The following is an 18149-nucleotide window of genomic DNA, read 5'->3' as shown; positions in this document are numbered from 1 at the left end:
CCTCAGGCGGCAGGTTGCAGGCCCAGGGAGGCCAGTTGCTGCACGCTGCCCTTGAACTGGATCAGGCGCGGGTCATCCAGCGGCAGGTTGCGGCCGGTTTCCTTCTCAATGATCGATTGCAGCTTGAGGTTGTCGACCTTGCCATCGGCCCCTATGGCTTCGTGGAGTTTCTGCGGGTCGACCTGGGCGGTCTTGCCTGGTTCGAAGTAAATCGCGCCGGTGGCGAAGTCGACGCCAAAGGCGATCAGGCCGGGGATCACATAGAACAACAGACCGATGGCATCGAGCACGGCGATGGTCGGGTCGATCTTGCCGTCGAGCTGACCACGGCGATCCGGGTAAATGATCGACCCGCAGGCGGTGAGTTGGCTCAACAGGGTGACGGCCAGAACACCGCCGATGACACGGGAAGCAATACGCATGGAAAAATCTCCTCAACACATTTGAAAGTGACTTTAAGCCCATTCTGTTGAACGACGCCGACCAATGTGGGAGCAGGCAAGCCAGCTCCCACCTTTGACCGTGTTCCCAGGCAAGGCCAGTGGCGTTTCTCAGACCAGCGTCGGCAGTGGGCCGTTCGCCGTTATACTCGCCGCTCTGCTTTGGAGCCAGTATGAATTCGTTGCCCATCGATGATGTTTTACCCGCCCTGCGTGACGCCTTGGCGATTCGCCATGAGGCCGTGCTGGAAGCGCCGCCCGGCGCCGGTAAAACCACCCGTGTGCCGCTGGCCTTGTTGAACGAACCCTGGCTGGCCGGGCAAACCATCCTGATGCTCGAGCCCCGGCGCCTCGCCGCCCGTGCGGCGGCCGAACGCCTGGCCAGCGAGTTGGGTGAAAAGGTCGGCGAAACGGTCGGTTACCGCATCCGCCTCGACAGCAAGGTCGGCCCCAACACACGCATCGAAGTGGTTACCGAAGGCATCCTCACGCGGCGCTTGCAGGACGACCCGGCGCTGGAGGGCGTGGGGCTGTTGATTTTCGATGAATTCCACGAACGCAGCCTCGACGCCGACCTGGCCCTGGCCCTGAGCCTCAACGGGCGTGAGCTGTTTCGCGACGAGCAGCCGCTGAAAATCCTGCTGATGTCCGCCACCCTCGAGGGCGAGCGCCTGGCCAGCCTGCTGGATGATGCACCGATCCTGCGCAGCCAGGGGCGCATGTTCCCGGTGCGGATGCGTTGGGGGCGGCCGTACCAGGCCGGTGAATTCATTGAGCCGCGTGTGGTGCAGACCGTCCTCGACGCCGTGCATGACGAGACCGGCAGCGTGTTGGTGTTCTTGCCGGGGCAGGCCGAGATTCGCCGCGTGAACCAGCAACTGGCCGACGCGCTGGGCGATCGCGTCGATATCCTGCTGTGCCCGCTGCACGGCGAGCTGGACCTCAACGCCCAGCGCGCCGCCATCGACCCGGCGCCCGCCGGCAAGCGCAAAGTGGTGCTTGCCACCAACATCGCCGAGACCAGCCTGACCATCAATGGCGTACGCGTGGTGGTCGACGCCGGGCTGGCGCGGGTGCCGCGTTTCGACCCCGGCAGCGGCATGACCCGCCTCGATACCCAGCGCATCTCCCGTGCCAGTGCCACCCAGCGCGCTGGCCGGGCAGGGCGCCTCGAACCTGGCGTGTGTTACCGGCTTTGGTCCGAGGATCAGCACGAAGGCCTGGCAGCCTATGGCAGCGCGGAAATTCTCGCCGCCGACCTTGCCGGCCTGGCCTTGCAACTGGCGCGCTGGGGCGTGACGCCTGCGCAGTTGGTATGGCTGGACGTGCCGCCAAGCGCTGCGTATGCCCAGGCCCAGGACCTGCTGGTGCGCCTGGGTGCCTTGAATGAAGATAAATTGACCGCCCATGGCCAGAAAATGGCTGAGCTGCCGGCTCATCCGCGCATCGCCCACCTGCTGTTGCGCGGGCAGGACCTGGGGCTGGCGGATACCGCCTGCCATGTCGCCGCGCTGCTGGGCGAGCGCGATATCCTGCGCGGCGCCGGTGCGGACCTGCACAGCCGCCTGGCGCTGCTGTCTGGCGAAGAACGCGCCCGTGGCACCCAGGGCGGCGTGCAACGGGCCCGGCAACTGGCGCGGCAGTATCGTGGCTACTTAAGGGGCAAGGCGACCCACGCCGTGGCCGATCCCGACCATCCGCGCTGGCTCGGCGCCTTGCTGGCGCTGGCCTACCCGGACCGTGTCGCCCAGCAACGCCGTGCCGGTGGCGCCGAATACCGCCTGGCCAATGGCCGTGCTGCGCTGTTCGCCGAGGCCGACAGCCTGATGAAACAGCCCTGGCTGGTGATCGCCGACCTGGGCAGCCGTCAGGGCCAGCGCGAGGAACGCATCTACCTGGCGGCGGACTTCGATCCGGCGCTGTTCGACACGGTGCTCGCCGAGCAGGTGCGCACGTTCGATCAACTGGACTGGGACGAACGCGAAGGCGTGCTGCGCGCCGAACGCCAGCGCAAGGTCGGCGAGCTGGTGCTCAGCCGCGAGCCGCTCACCGGCCTGGATGAAGGCGCGCGCAGCCAGGCGCTGGTCAATCTGGTGCGGCGCAAAGGCCTGGAGTTGTTGCCCTTTACCCCGGAGCTGCGCCAGTGGCAGGCCCGCGTCATGCTGCTGCGCGAGCTGGACAAGGGAGCGCCCAGCGAATGGCCGGACATCAGCGACAAGGCCTTGCTCGCCAGCCTGGAACACTGGCTGATGCCCTATCTGGGCAAAGTCTCGCGGCTGAGCCATTTCGCCCATCTGGACATCTCCAGCTACCTGCACAACCTGTTGCCCTGGCCGCTGCCGCAACGCCTGGACGAGCTGGCGCCGCAGCATGTAAAGGTGCCCTCGGGGTCGTCGGTGCGCCTGGACTACAGCGAACAGCCGCCGATTCTGGCGGTGCGCTTACAGGAGTTGTTCGGGTTGGCGGACACACCGCGCATTGCCGGCGGGCGCCAGGCGGTCAAGCTGCACCTGCTGTCCCCCGCGCGGCGTCCGGTGCAGGTGACCCAGGACCTGGCAAACTTCTGGCGCAGTACGTACGCCGAGGTGAAGAAGGATTTGAAGGGGCGGTATCCGAAGCATTACTGGCCGGATGATCCGTTGGTGGCTGAGGCTACGGCCCGCATCAAGCCTCGCAAGCCTTAACGCTGAGGATCAAAAAAATGTGGGAGGAGGCTTGCTCCCTCCCACATTGGGTTTTGTTGGGGTTGTTATGGCGAGGCGGGCAGTAGAAAGCGGGCAATCACCGGTAAATGATTGGAGATACGCAACGTATCCGCCTGTCGTACCTTCGCCTCCACTCGCTTGATCCGTGGGCTGTAAAACAGGTAATCGAGTGTACGGTCCGGGCCGTCGATGCCTGGGTCGTTGGGGAAGTGCGTCAGCCATTTTTCACGGTCGATGCCGCTGGATTCGCTGTTGCTCGGGATCATCGGGTATTTGTCCCACAGCAGATGCAGCTCGCTGTCTGGCGAATACTGCCCGCGTTTGCCCGCGTCCAGACGCAGGTATTGCCCCAGCGGCAACAGGTTGAAATCCCCGCCGATCAACCAGGGTGTGCCCCGGCCTTCAAATTTATCCAGCAACTTCACGGTGGCCTTGGCCTGCGCCTGCACCGCACTCTGCCCGGGTGTATCGCCGTCCAGACGGGTGTTGAGCACCGCCAGTTGGCCGCCGTCGCTCAGGGGCAGGTAGGTCAGCAGCAAGGCGGGCCTGGGCTGGAACTGGCGGCTGATGAAGTTGGCGTCCGAGGTGGGCAGCTGCAGACGTTCGGCGTGTTCGATCTGGTAGCGGCTGAGGGTGGCGAGCTTGCGGCCAACGCTGCCAAAGACGTGCAGGCTGGGGACGAAGTCGGCCTTCCAGTCGAAGGCCTGGGCGCTGCAGGGGTAGAGATCGGCCAGACGTTCCTGTAGCAGGGCCAGTTGGTCCTGGTAATGGGAGGGCTTGGCGTTTTCGTCGATTTCCTGCAACAGCAGAAGGTCGGGTTGTTCGTCGCGGATGACCCGTGCCACTTCGTCGAGGCTGAAGGCCATGTCTTCGACGGTGGGGCGCTCGTCCGGGCCGTTGCCGTCGCTGCGGTCGTACCAGAACACGTAGTTCTTGCCGGCCAGGTATTGCACGTTCCAGGTCATCACCTTGAGCGCCTGCCCAGGCAGCAGGGTCGGCGCACGGGGCGCGACGCAACTGACGGGCAGGGTCTGCCTGGCGGCCGGGCGCCAGGTGAGGTGGTAGATCAGGGCGGTGAGCAGGCCGGCAACGATCAGCAGGCCCAGCAGGGTGATGCGCAATAAACGGGTCATCGGCTCGGCTTATGGCGTTTCAGAAGTGGCCGTGAGCATATCACCGCGCGTCGGCATCGCCACCGATCAACATGAATAAACGGAACAGCACCACACTGGTAAACAGCTGCAGAAAGCTGTGCGCGCTGTCCATCAACAGCCCCAGCAGCGGCGCCGGCTCAGGGTAGGCCGCCACGCTTGCGCCCTTGAGCAGCCACAGCGGCGTCATCACGCACAGCAGGCACACCAGGATCCGCCAGAAATGCCCACGGGTCAGGCGCAGGCTTTCCTTCATCGCCTCCAGTGCCGACATTCCGCGCAACACCAGCAGGTATTCCGCGAATGCCAGCACCACCATCAGCCACAGCCCCGGCAGGAAATACAACGACAGCCCCGCCAGTATCAGCAGCGTGCTCATGGCGGTCAGCAGGGCGAAACGCGGCCACAAGGCCAGGGCCATGGCCCACACATCGCGGGTGCGCGGCGACTCGCCACGGGTGCGGGCGTCGAGAAACAGGATCAGCGCCCCGGTGTACAGCGGGTACACCAATAAACCCACCACCACGCTGTAACCGGCAAACGCATCCGCGCCCAGTGTGTGGTCGAGTATCTGTTGCAGCAAGGCTTCGAGGATCACCAGCGGCAAACACAATTGCACGATGGCGCCGAGGTTATGCCGGGTAAAGCGGAAAGAGTCGCGCAGTACGTCTAACGGATTCATCAGGTTTATCGCAGGCCTGTAAATAAAGGCAACACTTTAACCGATCAGACTCGCAGCGACGCAAACGTAAACCTTGCGTAAAGACCATTGAAACAACTCGTAACACCCCCATAACTAGCACGCACCTGGCCTGATCACAGGCAGGACCCTGATTTCTACCGGCAATCTAACGAGGTCGCCATGAACAGCGAAGAGCAAACCCTGATCGATGGACTGTTTTCACGGTTGCAACAAGCCGAAACGGACTCAGCCCCCCGCGACGCCCAGGCCGAAGCGCGGATCAAGGAGCACATGACTCGCCAACCGGCCGCCGGGTACTACATGACCCAGTCGATCCTGGTGCAGGAGCAGGCGCTGAAAAGCCTGGATGCGCAGAACAAGCAACAGGCGCAGCAGATCCAGCAACTGCAGGACGAGTTGCAGCGGGCCAAATCCGCGCAACCGGCGCCGGCGAGCGGCGGCGGTTTCCTGTCGAGCATCTTTGGCGGCAGCTCGCGGGATACCCAGCCTGCGCCGTCCAGCACCGGCGGTGGCTGGCGTGAACCGGCGCGGCCTGCGTTCGGCCAACCTGCGCCACAGCAGAACTACCAGCAACCGCCCCAGGCGGCGGCTGCCGCACCCGTGGGCAGCGGTTTTCTGGGCGGCGCGATGAAAACCGCCGCTGGCGTGGCCGGTGGTGTATTGCTGGCCGAAGGCATCAGCAGCCTGTTCCACCACAACCAGCAGCCGCAGGTGGTGGAAGAAATCATCGAACAACCGGCGCCGGCCGGCGATCAAGGCAACTGGGGCAACGACGACCAGAAATTCGCCGGCAATGACAGCTGGGGTGGCAACAACGCGGACAGCTTCGCCGACAACGATTATGTCGACGACTCCTCTTCCTTTGGCGACGACGATACCTTCGTCTGACACGCCGGAGCCGGGGCGCGCTGTCGCCCCGGTCTGATTTTTTCCGGAAATTTTCCTGTGGCTGGCATACTGGCACCCTTTCCGGGCCCTGACGCCTGGCTGCCATGAGGAAGTGCGGTGAAGAAAATTGCAGTGTTCGCCGATGTACAAAACCTCTACTACACCGTGCGCCAGGCCTATGGTTGCCATTTCAACTATGCCGCGCTGTGGGCTGACATCAGCGCGCGCGGGCAGATCGTCGAGGCGTATGCGTATGCCATCGACCGTGGCGACAGCAAGCAGCAGCAATTCCAGCAGATCCTGCGCAACCTGGGCTTTACGGTAAAACTCAAACCCTACATCCAGCGCAGCGACGGCTCGGCCAAGGGCGACTGGGACGTGGGTATTACCCTCGATATCATGGACGCCGCCGACCACGTCGACGAAATCGTGCTGGCCTCCGGTGACGGCGACTTCGACATGCTGCTCGACCGCGTCATCAATAAACATGGCGTTGAGGCCGTGGCCTACGGCGTACCCGGCCTGACCGCCAATTCGCTGATACGCGCCGCCAGCCGCTACGTGCCGATTGAAGGCGCGTTGCTGCTCAAATAAATAGACGGAGTGCAAACAGGTTTGGAACGTATAGCGGTCATCGACTTTGAAACCACCGGCATCACGCCGAGCAGCCATTGCCGCGCGACGGAAATCGGCGTGGTCATTCTTGAACGTGGGCAAATCGTCGACCGTTATCAGAGCCTGATGAACGCCGGCGTGCGCGTGCCCGGCTTTATCGAACAACTCACCGGCATCAGCAATGCCATGCTGCGCAGCGCACCGCCGGCCGAGCGCGTGATGAATGAAGTCAACGAATTCGTCGGCACCACGCCGCTGCTGGCCCACAACGCCGCGTTCGACCAGAAGTTCTGGGACTTCGAGCTGGGCTTGATACGCCGCACCCGCCTGCAAAAATTCGCCTGCTCCCTGCTGCTGGCCCGGCGCCTGCTGCCGGCTGCACCGAACCACAAACTCGGCACCCTCAACAGCTACGCGCAACTGCCCCACACCGGCAAGGCTCACCGGGCGCTGGCGGATGCGGAGATGGCGGCGAACCTCACGGCGCATCTGGCCCAGGAGTTAAGGCGCACCCACGGCTTGCGCGAACTGTCCCATGATTTGCTGTGCACCTTGCAGAAAGTGCCGGCGGCGAAGATCAATGAGCACCTGAAGAAACATCGCGGGTTTTGAGCCAGAGAATCTGTTTAGTCTGAGGACACTGTGGCGAGCGGGCTTGTCCTAATGGCGTTCAGTTAAGCGCAGATTCCCTGTGGCGAGCAGGCTTGTCCTGCGCTGGGCTGCGCAGCAGCCCCAAAACCAGGCTCCGAGGAGTATCAGGTACAGTGCGTTTTCCTTGATTGGGGGCGCTTCGCACCCCAACGCGGGGCAAGCCCGCTCGCCACAACAAGCCGCTTCATCACACATGTGTGCGCTTGCGCCTACCGCGGTTGCACACACTCCAACGCCTGATCCACCACCCCTTTCGCCATTTCCACCGAATGCATCACTGCCCGCTGTGGTGACTTTGACCATGGTGAAACTCCTTGCTGGAAGAAGTTGGCACCGTCCGCTTGCACGCGAAGAGGGTGGCAACTGTGCGTAGGTGTGCAAGACCGGGGCAAGAAGTAAAACCCAGCAGACCCGAAGGTCTCCCACGCACAGCTGCCATAACTGGCAAGCACCAAGCAAAAGCTGCGCGCGACTCAGGATGATTGGGATCACATCACAACGATCGGGCAGGTTATCGATTTAATCGTTCTGCGCTCGGCTATTCAGTAGACCAGCCGCCCCCCTTCCGAAAAGTGTACGGCCCGTTTAAACAGGTTTTGTAACTTATGTTTAACAATCCGCCTTCCTAAAATAAGCCTCCCTCTCCTGCCATAGAGCCGCCCCATGCCTGGCCCCCGTCGCTTTCCCTTGCCCTTGATCGCTGCCTTTTTCGCGCTGTACGTTATCTGGGGCTCCACTTACCTGGTGATTCGCATCGGCGTGGAGTACTGGCCGCCGTTGCTGCTGGCGGGCATTCGGTTCTGCACGGCGGGCGCGTTGATGTATGGCTTTCTCAGATGGCGTGGCGTGCCGGCGCCGACCTGGCCGCAGTGGAAGGCCGCCGGCATGATCGGCCTGTTGCTGCTTACGGTGGGCAATGGCGGCGTCAGTGTGGCGGAGCATATGGGCGTGTCGTCCGGGGTGGCCGCGCTGGCGGTGGCGACGGTGCCGCTGTTCACCTTGCTGTGCGGCTACTTCTGGGGCGCGCGCAATACCCGGCTGGAGTGGGCAGGGGTGATTCTGGGGATTATCGGCATTGCCATGCTCAACATGGGCAGCACGCTGCAATCAAGCCCCATGGGCGCAGTGCTGCTGCTGATGGCAGCGGCCTCCTGGGCGTTTGGCTCGGTGTGGAGCCGGCAACTGTCGCTGCCCCAGGGTGCCATGGCCAGTGCGGCGGAAATGCTGGTGGCGGGTGTGGCGCTGTTGCTCGTCAGCGCGCTGTCCGGCGAGCACCTCAACGCCCTGCCGCCTCTGGAAGGTTGGCTGGCCCTGGCTTACCTGACTGTGTTCGGTTCGATCATCGCCTTCAATGCCTATATGTACCTGCTCAAGAACGTGCGCCCGGCGGCAGCCACCAGCTATGCCTATGTGAACCCGGCCGTCGCCGTGCTGCTGGGGATTGTCTTCGTGGGTGAAACCATCGGCCTGGAAGAGGCCTTTGCGATGCTGGTGATCATCAGCGCCGTGTTGCTGATCAGCCTGCCCCAATGGCGCAAGCCCAAACCGGAAATAAGGTAAACTGCCGCGCATTACGCCCTTGCGCTGAATTTTTCCTACGGTAACTACATGACTTTCGCCACCCTTGGCCTGATCGAACCCTTGCTGCGCGCCCTTGAGACGCTTGGCTACCAGACCCCGACGCCGGTGCAGGCGCAAGCCATTCCAGCGGTGCTGGCCGGCCGCGACCTGATGGCAGCCGCCCAGACCGGCACCGGCAAGACCGCAGGGTTCGCCCTGCCGCTGTTGCAACTGCTGATGATGGAGGGGCCGAAAGTCGCTGCCAACTCGGCGCGCGCGCTGATCCTGTGCCCAACCCGCGAGCTGGCCGAGCAGGTTCACGCCAGCGTTGCCGAGTACGCGCAGAACCTGCCGCTCACCACCTACGCGGTGTACGGCGGCGTGAGCATCAACCCGCAGATGATGAAGCTGCGCAAGGGCGTCGACATTCTGGTCGCCACGCCCGGCCGCCTGATCGATCTGTTCCGCCAGAACGCGCTGAAACTCAACCAGTTGCAAACCCTCGTGCTGGATGAAGCCGACCGCATGCTCGACCTGGGCTTCTCCGAAGAGCTGGCGAATATCTACCGCATGCTGCCGAAAAAGCGTCAGACCCTGCTGTTCTCCGCGACCTTCTCCGATGAGATTCGCACGCTGGCCGGGCAGATGCTCAACGACCCGCTGAGTATCGAGGTCAGCCCACGCAACGTCGCCGCCAACACCGTCAAGCAGTGGGTGGTGCCGGTGGACAAAAAGCGCAAGCCGGAACTGTTTGTGCACCTGATGCGCAAGGGCCGCTGGAAGCAGGTACTGGTGTTCGCCAAGACCCGCAACGGCGTGGATGCGCTGGTGGACAAGCTGCAAGGGTTGGGCATCAACGCCGACGGCATTCATGGCGACAAACCCCAGGCCACGCGCCAGCGTGCGCTGGACCGCTTCAAGAGCAGCGACGTGCAGATCCTGGTGGCCACCGACGTGGCGGCCCGTGGCCTGGACATCGAAGACTTGCCACTGGTGGTCAATTTCGACCTGCCGATCGTTGCCGAAGACTACATTCACCGCATCGGCCGTACCGGGCGTGCGGGCAATACCGGGGAAGCGATTTCCCTGGTGTGCGCCGATGAGGTGAACATGCTGTCAGCCATCGAGATGCTCACGCGTCAGACGCTGACCCGCACGATGGAGCCGGATTTCGAACCCGAGCACCGCGTGCCGGACACCGATGCCAGCGGGCAGGTGGTGAAGAAACCGAAAAAACCGAAGAAGCCCAAGGCTTCCGGCGGTGGTGGTGGCAAGCGCAATTTGGGCAAGTGGGTGGAGAGCGGAGACTCGGCGCCGGTTGAGCCGTCGATCAAGCCCGTGCGCAAGGTGCCGGTGTTCAATACCGGGCCGCGCAAGAAGAAGTGATTTTGTGGCGCTGCTGATGGCCTCATCGCAGGCAAGCCAGCTCCCACATTGACGGTGTTCACCCATCAAAATGTGGGAGCTGGCTTGCCTGCGAAGGCGGCCTGAATTCACCACAAATCTCAGCGCTTAAGCCATTCCAACAGGCCAAACCCAGCCGCTCTGCCACTGGCGAAACATCCGGTCAGCAAATACCCTCCGGTCGGCGCCTCCCAATCCAGCATCTCCCCGGCACAAAACACGCCCGGCAATTGCTTGAGCATCAAGCGCTCATCCAGCGCCTCAAACGGCACACCGCCTGCGGTGCTGATGGCCTCATCGAGTGGGCGCGTCCTCACCAGGGTCAACGGCAACGCCTTGATATCCACGGCCAACTGCGCGGGGTCATTGAAGTGCTCAGTCGGGGTCAACTCGCGCAACAGCGCCGCCTTGACGCCGTCGATTCCCAGTTGACTGTGCAAATGCTTGCTCATCGAGCGCGAACCGCGCGGCTTGGCCAGTGCCGCCTGTACGGTGTGCAGCGGCCTGCTCGGCAGCAGATCAATATGCACGGTGGCCGCGCCGTCACGGTTGATGGCCTCACGAATCGGCGCCGACAGCGCGTAGATCAGGCTGCCCTCGATGCCCGTGGCGGTGATCACGCATTCGCCCAGCCGGGGTTTGTCGTCGCCCAGCCCGATGGCGATATTCTTCAACGGCGCGCCAGCGAATTTGTTGACCATCAAGTCGCTCCAGGCCGACACCTCAAACCCACAGTTGCTCGGTTGCAGACGAACATAGGGCACGCCCATGTCTTCCAGCACGTTGAGCCAGGCGCCATCGGAGCCCAGGCGCGACCAGCTGCCGCCGCCCAGTGCCAGCAGCACGGCATCGCTGCGCACGGTTTTCTCGCCGTCCGGGCTGTGGATAAGTAAATCGCCCTCACTGTTCCAGCCCAGCCAACGGTGCCGGGTGTGGATAACCACGCCCTGCTCACGCAGGCGCTTGAGCCAGGCGCGCAGCAACGGCGCGGCTTTCATGTCGGTAGGAAATACCCGGCCGGAGGTGCCGATAAAGGTCTGGATGCCCAGGCCATGGATCCATTCGCACAACGCCTGGGCACCAAATTCACGCAGCAACGGCGCCAGGTGCGGCGCGCGTTCGGCATAGCGTGCCACGAAGGCCGGGTACGCTTCGGAATGGGTGATGTTCATGCCGCCCACGCCTGCCAACAGGAATTTGCGCCCCACTGAAGGCATGCCGTCGTACAGGTCCACGCGCACGCCGGCCTGGCTCAGAACTTCGGCGGCCATCAGCCCGGCTGGGCCGCCGCCGATGAGGGTGACGTGGTGAGGTGGGGTCTGAGGCATGGGCAGGGCTACGGTGCTGTGAATAAGCCTGGCATTCTACCGGACGCGACGCCGGCTGCCTGATCAAAAAACGTACACTTTCCTGTAGGCCTTATGGATAAATGCCTACAGGCGCTTACGCTCAAGTTATCCACAGGCCGTTCCACAGCCATTGTGGGTAACGCCCAGCATTCAGTGACACCCTGATGACGTCCACACCCGCTGCGCGCTGTGGTGCAGGATGCCGTGGCGGCGCGCGAGGGCAGGGCGGTCCTTGCTGTAGCCGCCGCCGATCACGCCCATCACTGGAATGTCGCGGCCCAGGCAGTGGCGCATCACGGCTTCATCGCGGGCGGCGACGCCTGAGTCTGTCAGCTTGAGGTAGCCGAGCGCGTCGTCCTTGTGCACATCCACGCCGGCGTCGTACAGCACCAGGTCGGGCTGGTACAGCGGCAGCAGATAGTTGAGGGCATCGTCGACGACCTTGAGGTAATCGGCGTCGCCCATGCCCATGGGCAGCGCAATGTCCCAGTCGCTTTGGGCCTTGCGCGCGGGAAAGTTCTTTTCGCAGTGCAGCGACACGGTGATGGCGTCCGGCGTGTCGTGGAGGATGCGTGCGGTGCCGTCGCCCTGGTGCACGTCGCAGTCGAAGATCAGTACGCGGTTGACGCGCCCGCTGGCCAGCAGGTAATGGCTGATCACGGCCAGGTCGTTGAAGATGCAGAAGCCTGCCGGGTAATCGTAGTGGGCATGGTGGGTGCCGCCGGCCAGGTGGCAAGCCAGGCCGTGTTCGAGGGCTTGCTCGGCGGCGAGCAGGGAACCGCCAACCGCCCGCACGGTGCGCCTGGCCAGGGCTTCGCTCCAGGGCAGGCCCAGACGGCGCTGGTCTTCGCGGGACAGTTCGCCGCTCATGTAGCGTGCGATATAGCCAGGTTCGTGGGCCAGGGCCAGAATCTGCGGCGGGCACAACTCCGGGCGCAGCAGGCGGCTGTCTTCGGTCAGCCCGGTGGACACCAGGTGGTCGCGCAGCAGGCGAAACTTGTCCATGGGAAACCGATGGTCTGCCGGGAACTCAGGGCTGTAGTCATCGTGGTAGATCAGTGGCAAAGGCATGGGATTTTCTGACGGGAACCTGCGAAGGATCTTACCAGCGCTGTACACTCACAAACACATGCCTCACGCACATGGCAAGGGAAGGGGACCCATGGAGCCGATACTCGAACTGCACAGCGCACGCCTGATCATGCGCCAATGGCGTGACAGCGACCTGCCGGAATTTGCGCGCATGTGCGCCGACCCACAGGTGATGCGCTATTTCCCGGCGACCTTGAGCCACCTCGAAAGCGCCGCGTTGATCGGCCGTATTCGCGGCCATTTCGCTGAATACGGCTTTGGCCTGTGGGCGCTGCAACGCAAGGACAGCGGCGAGTTCATCGGCCTCACCGGGTTGCAGCCTGTCAGCTTTGCGGCGGGCTTTACCCCTGCGGTGGAAATCGGCTGGCGCCTGGCCCGTGAACATTGGGGCCTGGGCTATGCCAGTGAGGCGGCCTGGACCGCGCTGCGCTGTGGGTTCGACCGCTTGCAGCTGGATGACATCGTCGCCTTCACCACCGAGGCCAATCTGCCATCACAAAAAGTCATGCAGGCCATCGGTATGCATTACGATCCCCAGGCAGATTTTGAACACCCCAAGGTCGCAGCCGATGATCCGCTGCGGCCACATGTTTTGTATCGCATCACCCGCGCCCAATGGTTGGACACGCTGCACGGATAAGCAGCCCGGAATGCCCCTAAGATTGTAGGAGTTGCTCTATGAGCCAAGTATTGGAAGATCTGGTGGACTTGCTGACCCTGGAGCCGATTGAGGAAAACCTCTTTCGCGGCCGCAGCCAGGACCTGGGTTTTCGCCAGTTGTTCGGCGGCCAGGTGCTCGGCCAGTCGTTGTCTGCCGCGAGCCAGACCGTTGAAGAAGCGCGCCATGTGCATTCCCTGCACGGCTATTTCCTGCGCCCCGGCGACGCGGCCCTGCCGGTGGTGTATTCGGTGGACCGCGTGCGTGACGGCGGCAGTTTCAGCACGCGTCGCGTGACGGCGATCCAGAAAGGCAACCCGATTTTCACCTGCAGCGCGTCATTCCAGTATGACGAGCAAGGCTTCGAACACCAGACCACCATGCCCGTTGTGGTGGGGCCGGAAAACCTGCCGTCGGAGCTGGAGCTGACCCAGCAGCGCGCGCACCTGATCCCCGAGCACATGCGCGACAAGCTGCTGTGCCCCAAGCCCATCGAAGTGCGCCCGGTCACCGAGCGGGACCCGTTCAATCCGCAGCCGTCCGACCCGGTCAAATACGTGTGGTTTCGCGCCGATGGTGCCCTGGCGGATGCGCCGGCGCTGCACAAGTACCTGTTGGCCTACGCCTCGGACTTCGGCCTGCTGACCACCTCGTTGCTGCCTCATGGCAAGACCGTGTGGCAAAAAGATATGCAGGTCGCAAGCCTCGATCACGCGCTGTGGTTCCACGCCGATCTGCGCGCCGACGATTGGCTGCTCTACGCCATGGACAGCCCGTGGGCCGGCAATTCCCGTGGGTTTTCGCGGGGCAGCGTGTACAACCGCGCCGGGCAACTGGTGGCGTCGGTGACCCAGGAAGGCCTGATTCGCCATCGCAAGGATTGGGCATGAGCCTGGCAGAGGTTAAGCACTGGGTGTTCGATATGGACGGCACCCTCACCGTGGCAGTGCACGACTTTGCGGCCATCCGCGTGGCCCTGGACATACCGCCCGAAGACGACATCCTTACCCATCTGGCCGCGTTGCCGGCCGATATCGCGGCGGCCAAACATGCCTGGCTGTTGGAGCACGAGCGCGATCTGGCGCTGGGCTCGACGGCAGCGGAGGGTGCCGTGGCGCTGGTGCGCGAACTGGCTGCGCGCGGCTATCGCCTGGGCATTCTCACCCGCAACGCGCGGGAGTTGGCCCATGTCACGTTGGCGGCGATTGGCCTGGCGGACTGCTTTGCGGTAGCGGATGTGCTGGGCCGTGAAGACGCACCGCCCAAGCCCGAGCCGGGTGGGTTGTTGAAGCTGGCGGCCGCCTGGGGCGTGGCGCCGAGCGAGATGGTGATGGTGGGGGATTACCGCTTCGACCTGGACTGCGGACGGGCGGCGGGGACGCGCACGGTATTGGTGAACCTGCCGCAGAATCCGTGGCCGGAGCTGGCGGATTGGCATGCCCAGGATTGCACGGCTTTGCGCCGGATGATCCAGGCCAGTCAATAGAAATCAACAGGTGGGAGGGGGTAAGCCCCTCCCACCTTTTTTATCCGGTTTCGTCAGTTGAACAGGGCTTTCTGGCCCTCAGGCGAGGTAAACATCTTGTCGCCGTCATGCCCCACGCCGGGTACTTCCACCAGCCTGTGGCTCAACTGCGGATGGCGCAGCTTGAGGTAGTCAAAGTAGTTGTGTCCACGAATCAACCGATACGCGCCCTGGGTTTCAGCTTCGCAGCTTTTATCCAGCGCCGGGTGGTTGGGGTCGGTGTCCTGCTGGCCCAGCAAGTAGGTGATATCCCGCGACACATAGGCCTGTTCCAACTGCTGGGGGCCCTGGCCCTTGGCGTAGTCGGGCAGGTTTTGCATGCCGTATTTCCAGTCGTTGAAGTCCGGGCAGCGGGCAGCGTCGAACTTCACCGGGCGTTGCGGGCTGAAGTACGCGTAGGACGAGGGGTTGGCCACCACGTAACGCAGGCTGATGCCTTCGGTTTGCAGGGTCGGATGAGCATGGCCGGTGAGGGCGAAGCGCTGCACCACTTGGCCGCCGCCGGAGTGGCCAGCGACCACGATCTGTTTCAGCGCCGGGAACAGTTTACGGTCGCTCAGGTGCTTGATGATCTGATCCAGTGCGCCAAACGAGCTGATCTGGCCTGGGCCGGTGGATGATGCGCCGCCCATCCAGTCATTGCCATGCCAGCGCAGCACCTGATCGCTCAAGTGGTTGCGTTTCACGTCCGCCTGGTTGAGAAACTGCGGCGCGATCACCAGCGTTTCAGCGCCGACGCCGGCCTGGCGGGCAGCGTCGACCCCGCTGTGCAGGTAGGTCTGCGCGTTGCGCAGGCGACCATGCACGATGATCAGCGCGCGCGTGACCTGGGGCATCGGCTGGCGCCAGTCCTGGCTCAAGCCCACACTCAGGTCGCCGGCCTGCAGGTGAAAGCGCTCAGGGCTGACCTCCTTGACGCCGTGTTCGGCCGCCAGGGTTGAACAGCACACCAGTAAACCCAGTAGCACACCCCATCGTTTATTCATTCAAAGACTCTTGGCGGCAAAGGTGTCGCATTGAGTGATCTGGCCCCCTGCAAAGCCGGTCTTGAACCAGCGAACCCTTTGCGCCGAGGTGCCGTGCGTAAACGAGTCAGGCACCACGCGGCCTTGACCCTGTTGCTGCAAGCGATCGTCGCCAATCGCATTGGCCGCATTCAACGCTTCTTCGATATCGCCCGGTTCCAGCCAGTTCAGGCGCTTTTGCGCGCGGTTGGCCCATACCCCGGCGAAGCAGTCGGCTTGTAGCTCCTGGCGCACCAGCAGGCCGCCGTCGCCTTCCATCGGACGGCCCTGTTGACGAGCGGTCTGAATCTTGGCCGAGATGCCGAGCAGCGTCTGCACGTGATGCCCGACTTCATGGGCGATCACGTAGGCCTGGGCGAAGTCGCCGGCGGCCTGGAAACGTTGCGACATTTCGCGGAAGAAATCCAGGTCCAGGTACACCTGCTGGTCGGCCGGGCAATAGAACGGGCCGCTGGCCGAGGTGGCGCCACCGCAGGCGGAATTCACCCGGCCACGGAACAGAATCAGTTTCGGGTTGGTGTAGGTCAGGCCGTTCTCCTGGAACACTTGGCCCCAGGTGTCTTCGGTGTCGCCCAGCACGGCACGCACGAAGTCAGCCTGCTGATCATTGGCCGGTGGTGCCTGGCGCGTTTGCGGGCTCACCGAAGGCGCCTGCTCGGCCTGGCCGGTCAACTGGCCGAGGATCTCCATCGGGTTCTGGCCGGTCAGCCAGCCAATGCCGACGATCAGCACAATCGCCGTGAGGCTCAGGCCCTTGCCACCGCCGAAGCGCATGCCGCCACCACCGCCGCCACTGTCATCCCGGGCATCCACCACGTTGTCGCTGCGTCGGCCTTTTTTCCATAGCATGGTGCAATCCTCTTGATGAAAGGTCCTACAAAAATATTGATGGAGTATGGCCTTATTGGCGGCAATACCCTTCGCCGGTGGCGACGATCAGGCAGTCTTTTTTATCCGCCAGCCATTTAAGGCCAGTGGCCTCACCGTCACCGGCGCGCAGCATCTGCAGGCCGTCCGGACGGGTGAAGGCGATACCGTTGTCGGCTTCTTCACCCTTGAAGGTGCCGGCGTCCTCGGCATCCAGACCATATTGCATGGTCAACAGGTAGTGCCCGCGGCCAACGGCGTCGTCTTTGGCGATGGTGAGGTTCAGGCCCTCGACGCCGATCCATTTGCCCACCCATTGGTCGGTGGGCGGGGTTGGTGGCACCAGGGTCGCTTGCACCGATGGCGGCGCGGGTTTGGTGGGTGCCTTGTGTTCCTGGTTACAGGCGGCGAGCAAGGCCAGGGTGGAGAGTAGAAACAAGGTTTTTTTCATGGCAGGCAGGCCTTGGTTAAAAAATGCGCAATACGGGCGTGAACGTGCAGGGTTGGACCCAAAGCCGGTGATTTAGTGCGCTGTTCGCCCGGTGTTTGGTTATGCTCGTGGGGCAGACGCCTGCCCGGCTGCTAGATTATTTGGTTGAGTGCCATCGCATTTGACTCGCCACACAAGAGAATTCAATGACTGTCAGTACCCCGCTTTCCGGCGTCAACCATCCGTTCAAAGGCATCCTGTTGATCGTGGTGGCGACGTTCCTGTTCTCCAGCCACGACGCGCTGTCCAAATACCTGGCCGGGTTCTACCCGATCGTGATGGTGGTGTGGGCGCGCTACCTGGTGCACACCTTGCTGATGGCCGGGATCTTCCTCCCGCAGTCGGGCCTGCGCGTACTGCGCAGCAAACGCCCCGGCATGCAGGTGGTGCGGGCATTGTGCCTGTTGGGCACCAGCCTGTTTTTCACCACGGCGCTGCATTACATCCCGCTGGCAGAAGCCACGGCGGTGAACTTCCTCGCGCCCATCCTGGTGACCGCGCTGTCGGTGCCGCTGCTGGGCGAGCACGTTACGCGGGGCCAGTGGCTGGCGGTGATCTGCGGGTTTATCGGCGTGGTGATCATCATCCACCCCGGCGGTGAACTGTTTACCCCGGCGGTGCTGCTGCCGTTGTGCTCGGCGCTGTTCTTCTGCTTCTACCAGTTGCTCACGCGCATCCTCAGCCAATACGACACGCCCACCACCAGCAATTTTTTCGCCGGGCTGTGCAACACCCTGGTGATGAGTGCGATGGTGCCGTTCTTCTGGCATGTGCCGAGCCTGTGGCATGGGGTGATGATGCTGGCGCTTGGCACTTGCGGCATGACCGCCCACCTGATGCTGACCCAGGCGTTCCGCTTCGCGGCGCCGGCATTGCTGGCGCCGTTCGGCTATTGCCAGATCGTGTTTGCGGGGTTGTTGGGCTGGCTGGTGTTCAGTCATACCCCCGACATGACCACGGTGGTCGGCATCGGGGTGATCTGCATGAGTGGGCTGGCCGCTGCCTGGCAGCAGCGGCGTCGTTGAG

18 protein-coding genes and 1 pseudogene are annotated in these 18149 nt (G+C 63.2%); 10 read left to right on the top strand and 9 right to left on the bottom strand.

Annotated elements, in window-relative coordinates; genetic code table 11:
- Nucleotides 1-2: 2 nt before the first annotated feature.
- On the bottom strand, nt 3-422 hold the full coding sequence (locus H045_RS17330) for a hypothetical protein (RefSeq protein WP_003236969.1): 420 nt from the start codon (nt 420-422) through the stop codon (nt 3-5).
- A gap of 191 nt (nt 423-613) precedes the next feature.
- Between H045_RS17330 and hrpB the strand changes: the two genes are divergently transcribed.
- The gene (gene hrpB / locus H045_RS17325) at nt 614-3124 is read left to right on the top strand and encodes an ATP-dependent helicase HrpB (RefSeq protein WP_015373019.1); all 2511 of its coding nucleotides are present in this window, start codon (nt 614-616) and stop codon (nt 3122-3124) included.
- 65 nt (nt 3125-3189) lie between these two features.
- On the opposite strand, the gene H045_RS17320 is transcribed toward hrpB, so the two are convergent.
- Both H045_RS17320 and H045_RS17315 read right to left on the bottom strand, forming a co-directional pair.
- On the bottom strand, nt 3190-4278 hold the full coding sequence (locus H045_RS17320; protein ID WP_015373018.1) for an endonuclease/exonuclease/phosphatase family protein: 1089 nt from the start codon (nt 4276-4278) through the stop codon (nt 3190-3192).
- A 40-nt stretch (nt 4279-4318) separates the two neighbouring features.
- On the bottom strand, nt 4319-4978 hold the full coding sequence (locus H045_RS17315; RefSeq protein WP_015373017.1) for a YciC family protein: 660 nt from the start codon (nt 4976-4978) through the stop codon (nt 4319-4321).
- 180 nt (nt 4979-5158) lie between these two features.
- Here H045_RS17315 and H045_RS17310 point away from each other — a divergent pair, with 180 nt between their 5' ends.
- The 3 genes from H045_RS17310 (at nt 5159) to H045_RS17300 (ending at nt 7114) form a co-directional block, all read left to right on the top strand.
- Complete coding sequence (locus tag H045_RS17310) at nt 5159-5887, top strand: DUF2076 domain-containing protein (protein ID WP_015373016.1); 729 nt, start codon at nt 5159-5161, stop codon at nt 5885-5887.
- Nucleotides 5888-6004: 117 nt separating this feature from the next.
- The gene (locus H045_RS17305) at nt 6005-6481 is read left to right on the top strand and encodes a LabA-like NYN domain-containing protein (protein WP_003236960.1); all 477 of its coding nucleotides are present in this window, start codon (nt 6005-6007) and stop codon (nt 6479-6481) included.
- 21 nt (nt 6482-6502) lie between these two features.
- Nucleotides 6503-7114: a 3'-5' exonuclease gene (locus H045_RS17300; RefSeq protein ID WP_003236958.1), complete on the top strand. Its 612-nt coding sequence runs from the start codon at nt 6503-6505 to the stop codon at nt 7112-7114.
- 248 nt (nt 7115-7362) lie between these two features.
- On the opposite strand, the pseudogene H045_RS25535 reads toward H045_RS17300, so the two are convergent.
- Nucleotides 7363-7449 (bottom strand): annotated as a pseudogene (locus H045_RS25535) (DUF3077 domain-containing protein); the annotation flags it as partial.
- A gap of 367 nt (nt 7450-7816) precedes the next feature.
- On the opposite strand from H045_RS25535, the gene yedA reads away from it, so the two are divergent.
- A complete protein-coding gene (gene yedA / locus H045_RS17295) occupies nt 7817-8713 on the top strand; it encodes a drug/metabolite exporter YedA (protein ID WP_003236955.1) in 897 nt (298 codons plus the stop codon).
- Between the two features lie 48 nt (nt 8714-8761).
- Nucleotides 8762-10099, top strand: coding sequence for an RNA helicase RhlE1 (gene rhlE1, locus H045_RS17290; protein ID WP_015373015.1), 1338 nt, complete (start codon nt 8762-8764; stop codon nt 10097-10099).
- Nucleotides 10100-10218: 119 nt separating this feature from the next.
- On the opposite strand, the gene H045_RS17285 is transcribed toward rhlE1, so the two are convergent.
- Both H045_RS17285 and H045_RS17280 read right to left on the bottom strand, forming a co-directional pair.
- Entirely contained in the window at nt 10219-11445 is a 1227-nt protein-coding gene (locus H045_RS17285; RefSeq protein WP_003236950.1) for a TIGR03862 family flavoprotein, read from the bottom strand.
- Nucleotides 11446-11616: 171 nt separating this feature from the next.
- Nucleotides 11617-12537 (bottom strand): histone deacetylase family protein, encoded by a 921-nt coding sequence (locus H045_RS17280; protein ID WP_003236948.1) that lies wholly within the window; start codon nt 12535-12537, stop codon nt 11617-11619.
- A gap of 91 nt (nt 12538-12628) precedes the next feature.
- On the opposite strand from H045_RS17280, the gene H045_RS17275 reads away from it, so the two are divergent.
- Genes H045_RS17275 through H045_RS17265 form a run of 3 tightly spaced genes read left to right on the top strand, consistent with a single transcriptional unit; the run spans nt 12629 to nt 14702 of the window.
- Nucleotides 12629-13198 carry a GNAT family N-acetyltransferase gene (locus tag H045_RS17275; RefSeq protein ID WP_015373014.1) on the top strand — a complete coding sequence of 190 codons (570 nt, stop codon included), beginning with the start codon at nt 12629-12631 and terminating at the stop codon, nt 13196-13198.
- Nucleotides 13199-13236: 38 nt separating this feature from the next.
- Nucleotides 13237-14106 carry an acyl-CoA thioesterase II gene (gene tesB / locus H045_RS17270; RefSeq protein WP_015373013.1) on the top strand — a complete coding sequence of 290 codons (870 nt, stop codon included), beginning with the start codon at nt 13237-13239 and terminating at the stop codon, nt 14104-14106.
- Nucleotides 14103-14702: an HAD family hydrolase gene (locus H045_RS17265; RefSeq protein ID WP_015373012.1), complete on the top strand. Its 600-nt coding sequence runs from the start codon at nt 14103-14105 to the stop codon at nt 14700-14702. The genes tesB and H045_RS17265 overlap by 4 nt, the downstream gene beginning before the upstream one ends.
- 53 nt (nt 14703-14755) lie before the next feature.
- On the opposite strand, the gene H045_RS17260 is transcribed toward H045_RS17265, so the two are convergent.
- From H045_RS17260 to H045_RS17250, 3 genes are read right to left on the bottom strand one after another with little or no spacing between them, the layout of a single operon-like run.
- Nucleotides 14756-15727, bottom strand: a complete 972-nt coding sequence (locus tag H045_RS17260) for a hypothetical protein (RefSeq protein ID WP_015373011.1) — start codon at nt 15725-15727, stop codon at nt 14756-14758.
- The gene (gene ypfJ, locus H045_RS17255) at nt 15728-16615 is read right to left on the bottom strand and encodes a KPN_02809 family neutral zinc metallopeptidase (RefSeq protein ID WP_015373010.1); all 888 of its coding nucleotides are present in this window, start codon (nt 16613-16615) and stop codon (nt 15728-15730) included.
- A 52-nt stretch (nt 16616-16667) separates the two neighbouring features.
- Nucleotides 16668-17084 (bottom strand): lipoprotein, encoded by a 417-nt coding sequence (locus tag H045_RS17250; RefSeq protein WP_015373009.1) that lies wholly within the window; start codon nt 17082-17084, stop codon nt 16668-16670.
- A gap of 185 nt (nt 17085-17269) precedes the next feature.
- Here H045_RS17250 and H045_RS17245 point away from each other — a divergent pair, with 185 nt between their 5' ends.
- Nucleotides 17270-18148 carry a DMT family transporter gene (locus tag H045_RS17245; protein WP_003236935.1) on the top strand — a complete coding sequence of 293 codons (879 nt, stop codon included), beginning with the start codon at nt 17270-17272 and terminating at the stop codon, nt 18146-18148.
- The last annotated feature ends 1 nt before the right edge of the window (nt 18149 follow it).

This window comes from Pseudomonas poae RE*1-1-14 (genome assembly GCF_000336465.1).
Classification (GTDB): domain Bacteria; phylum Pseudomonadota; class Gammaproteobacteria; order Pseudomonadales; family Pseudomonadaceae; genus Aquipseudomonas; species Aquipseudomonas poae.
The sequence above is the reverse complement of the archived record's forward strand: the minus strand, read 5'-3'. Positions and strand labels throughout refer to the sequence as shown.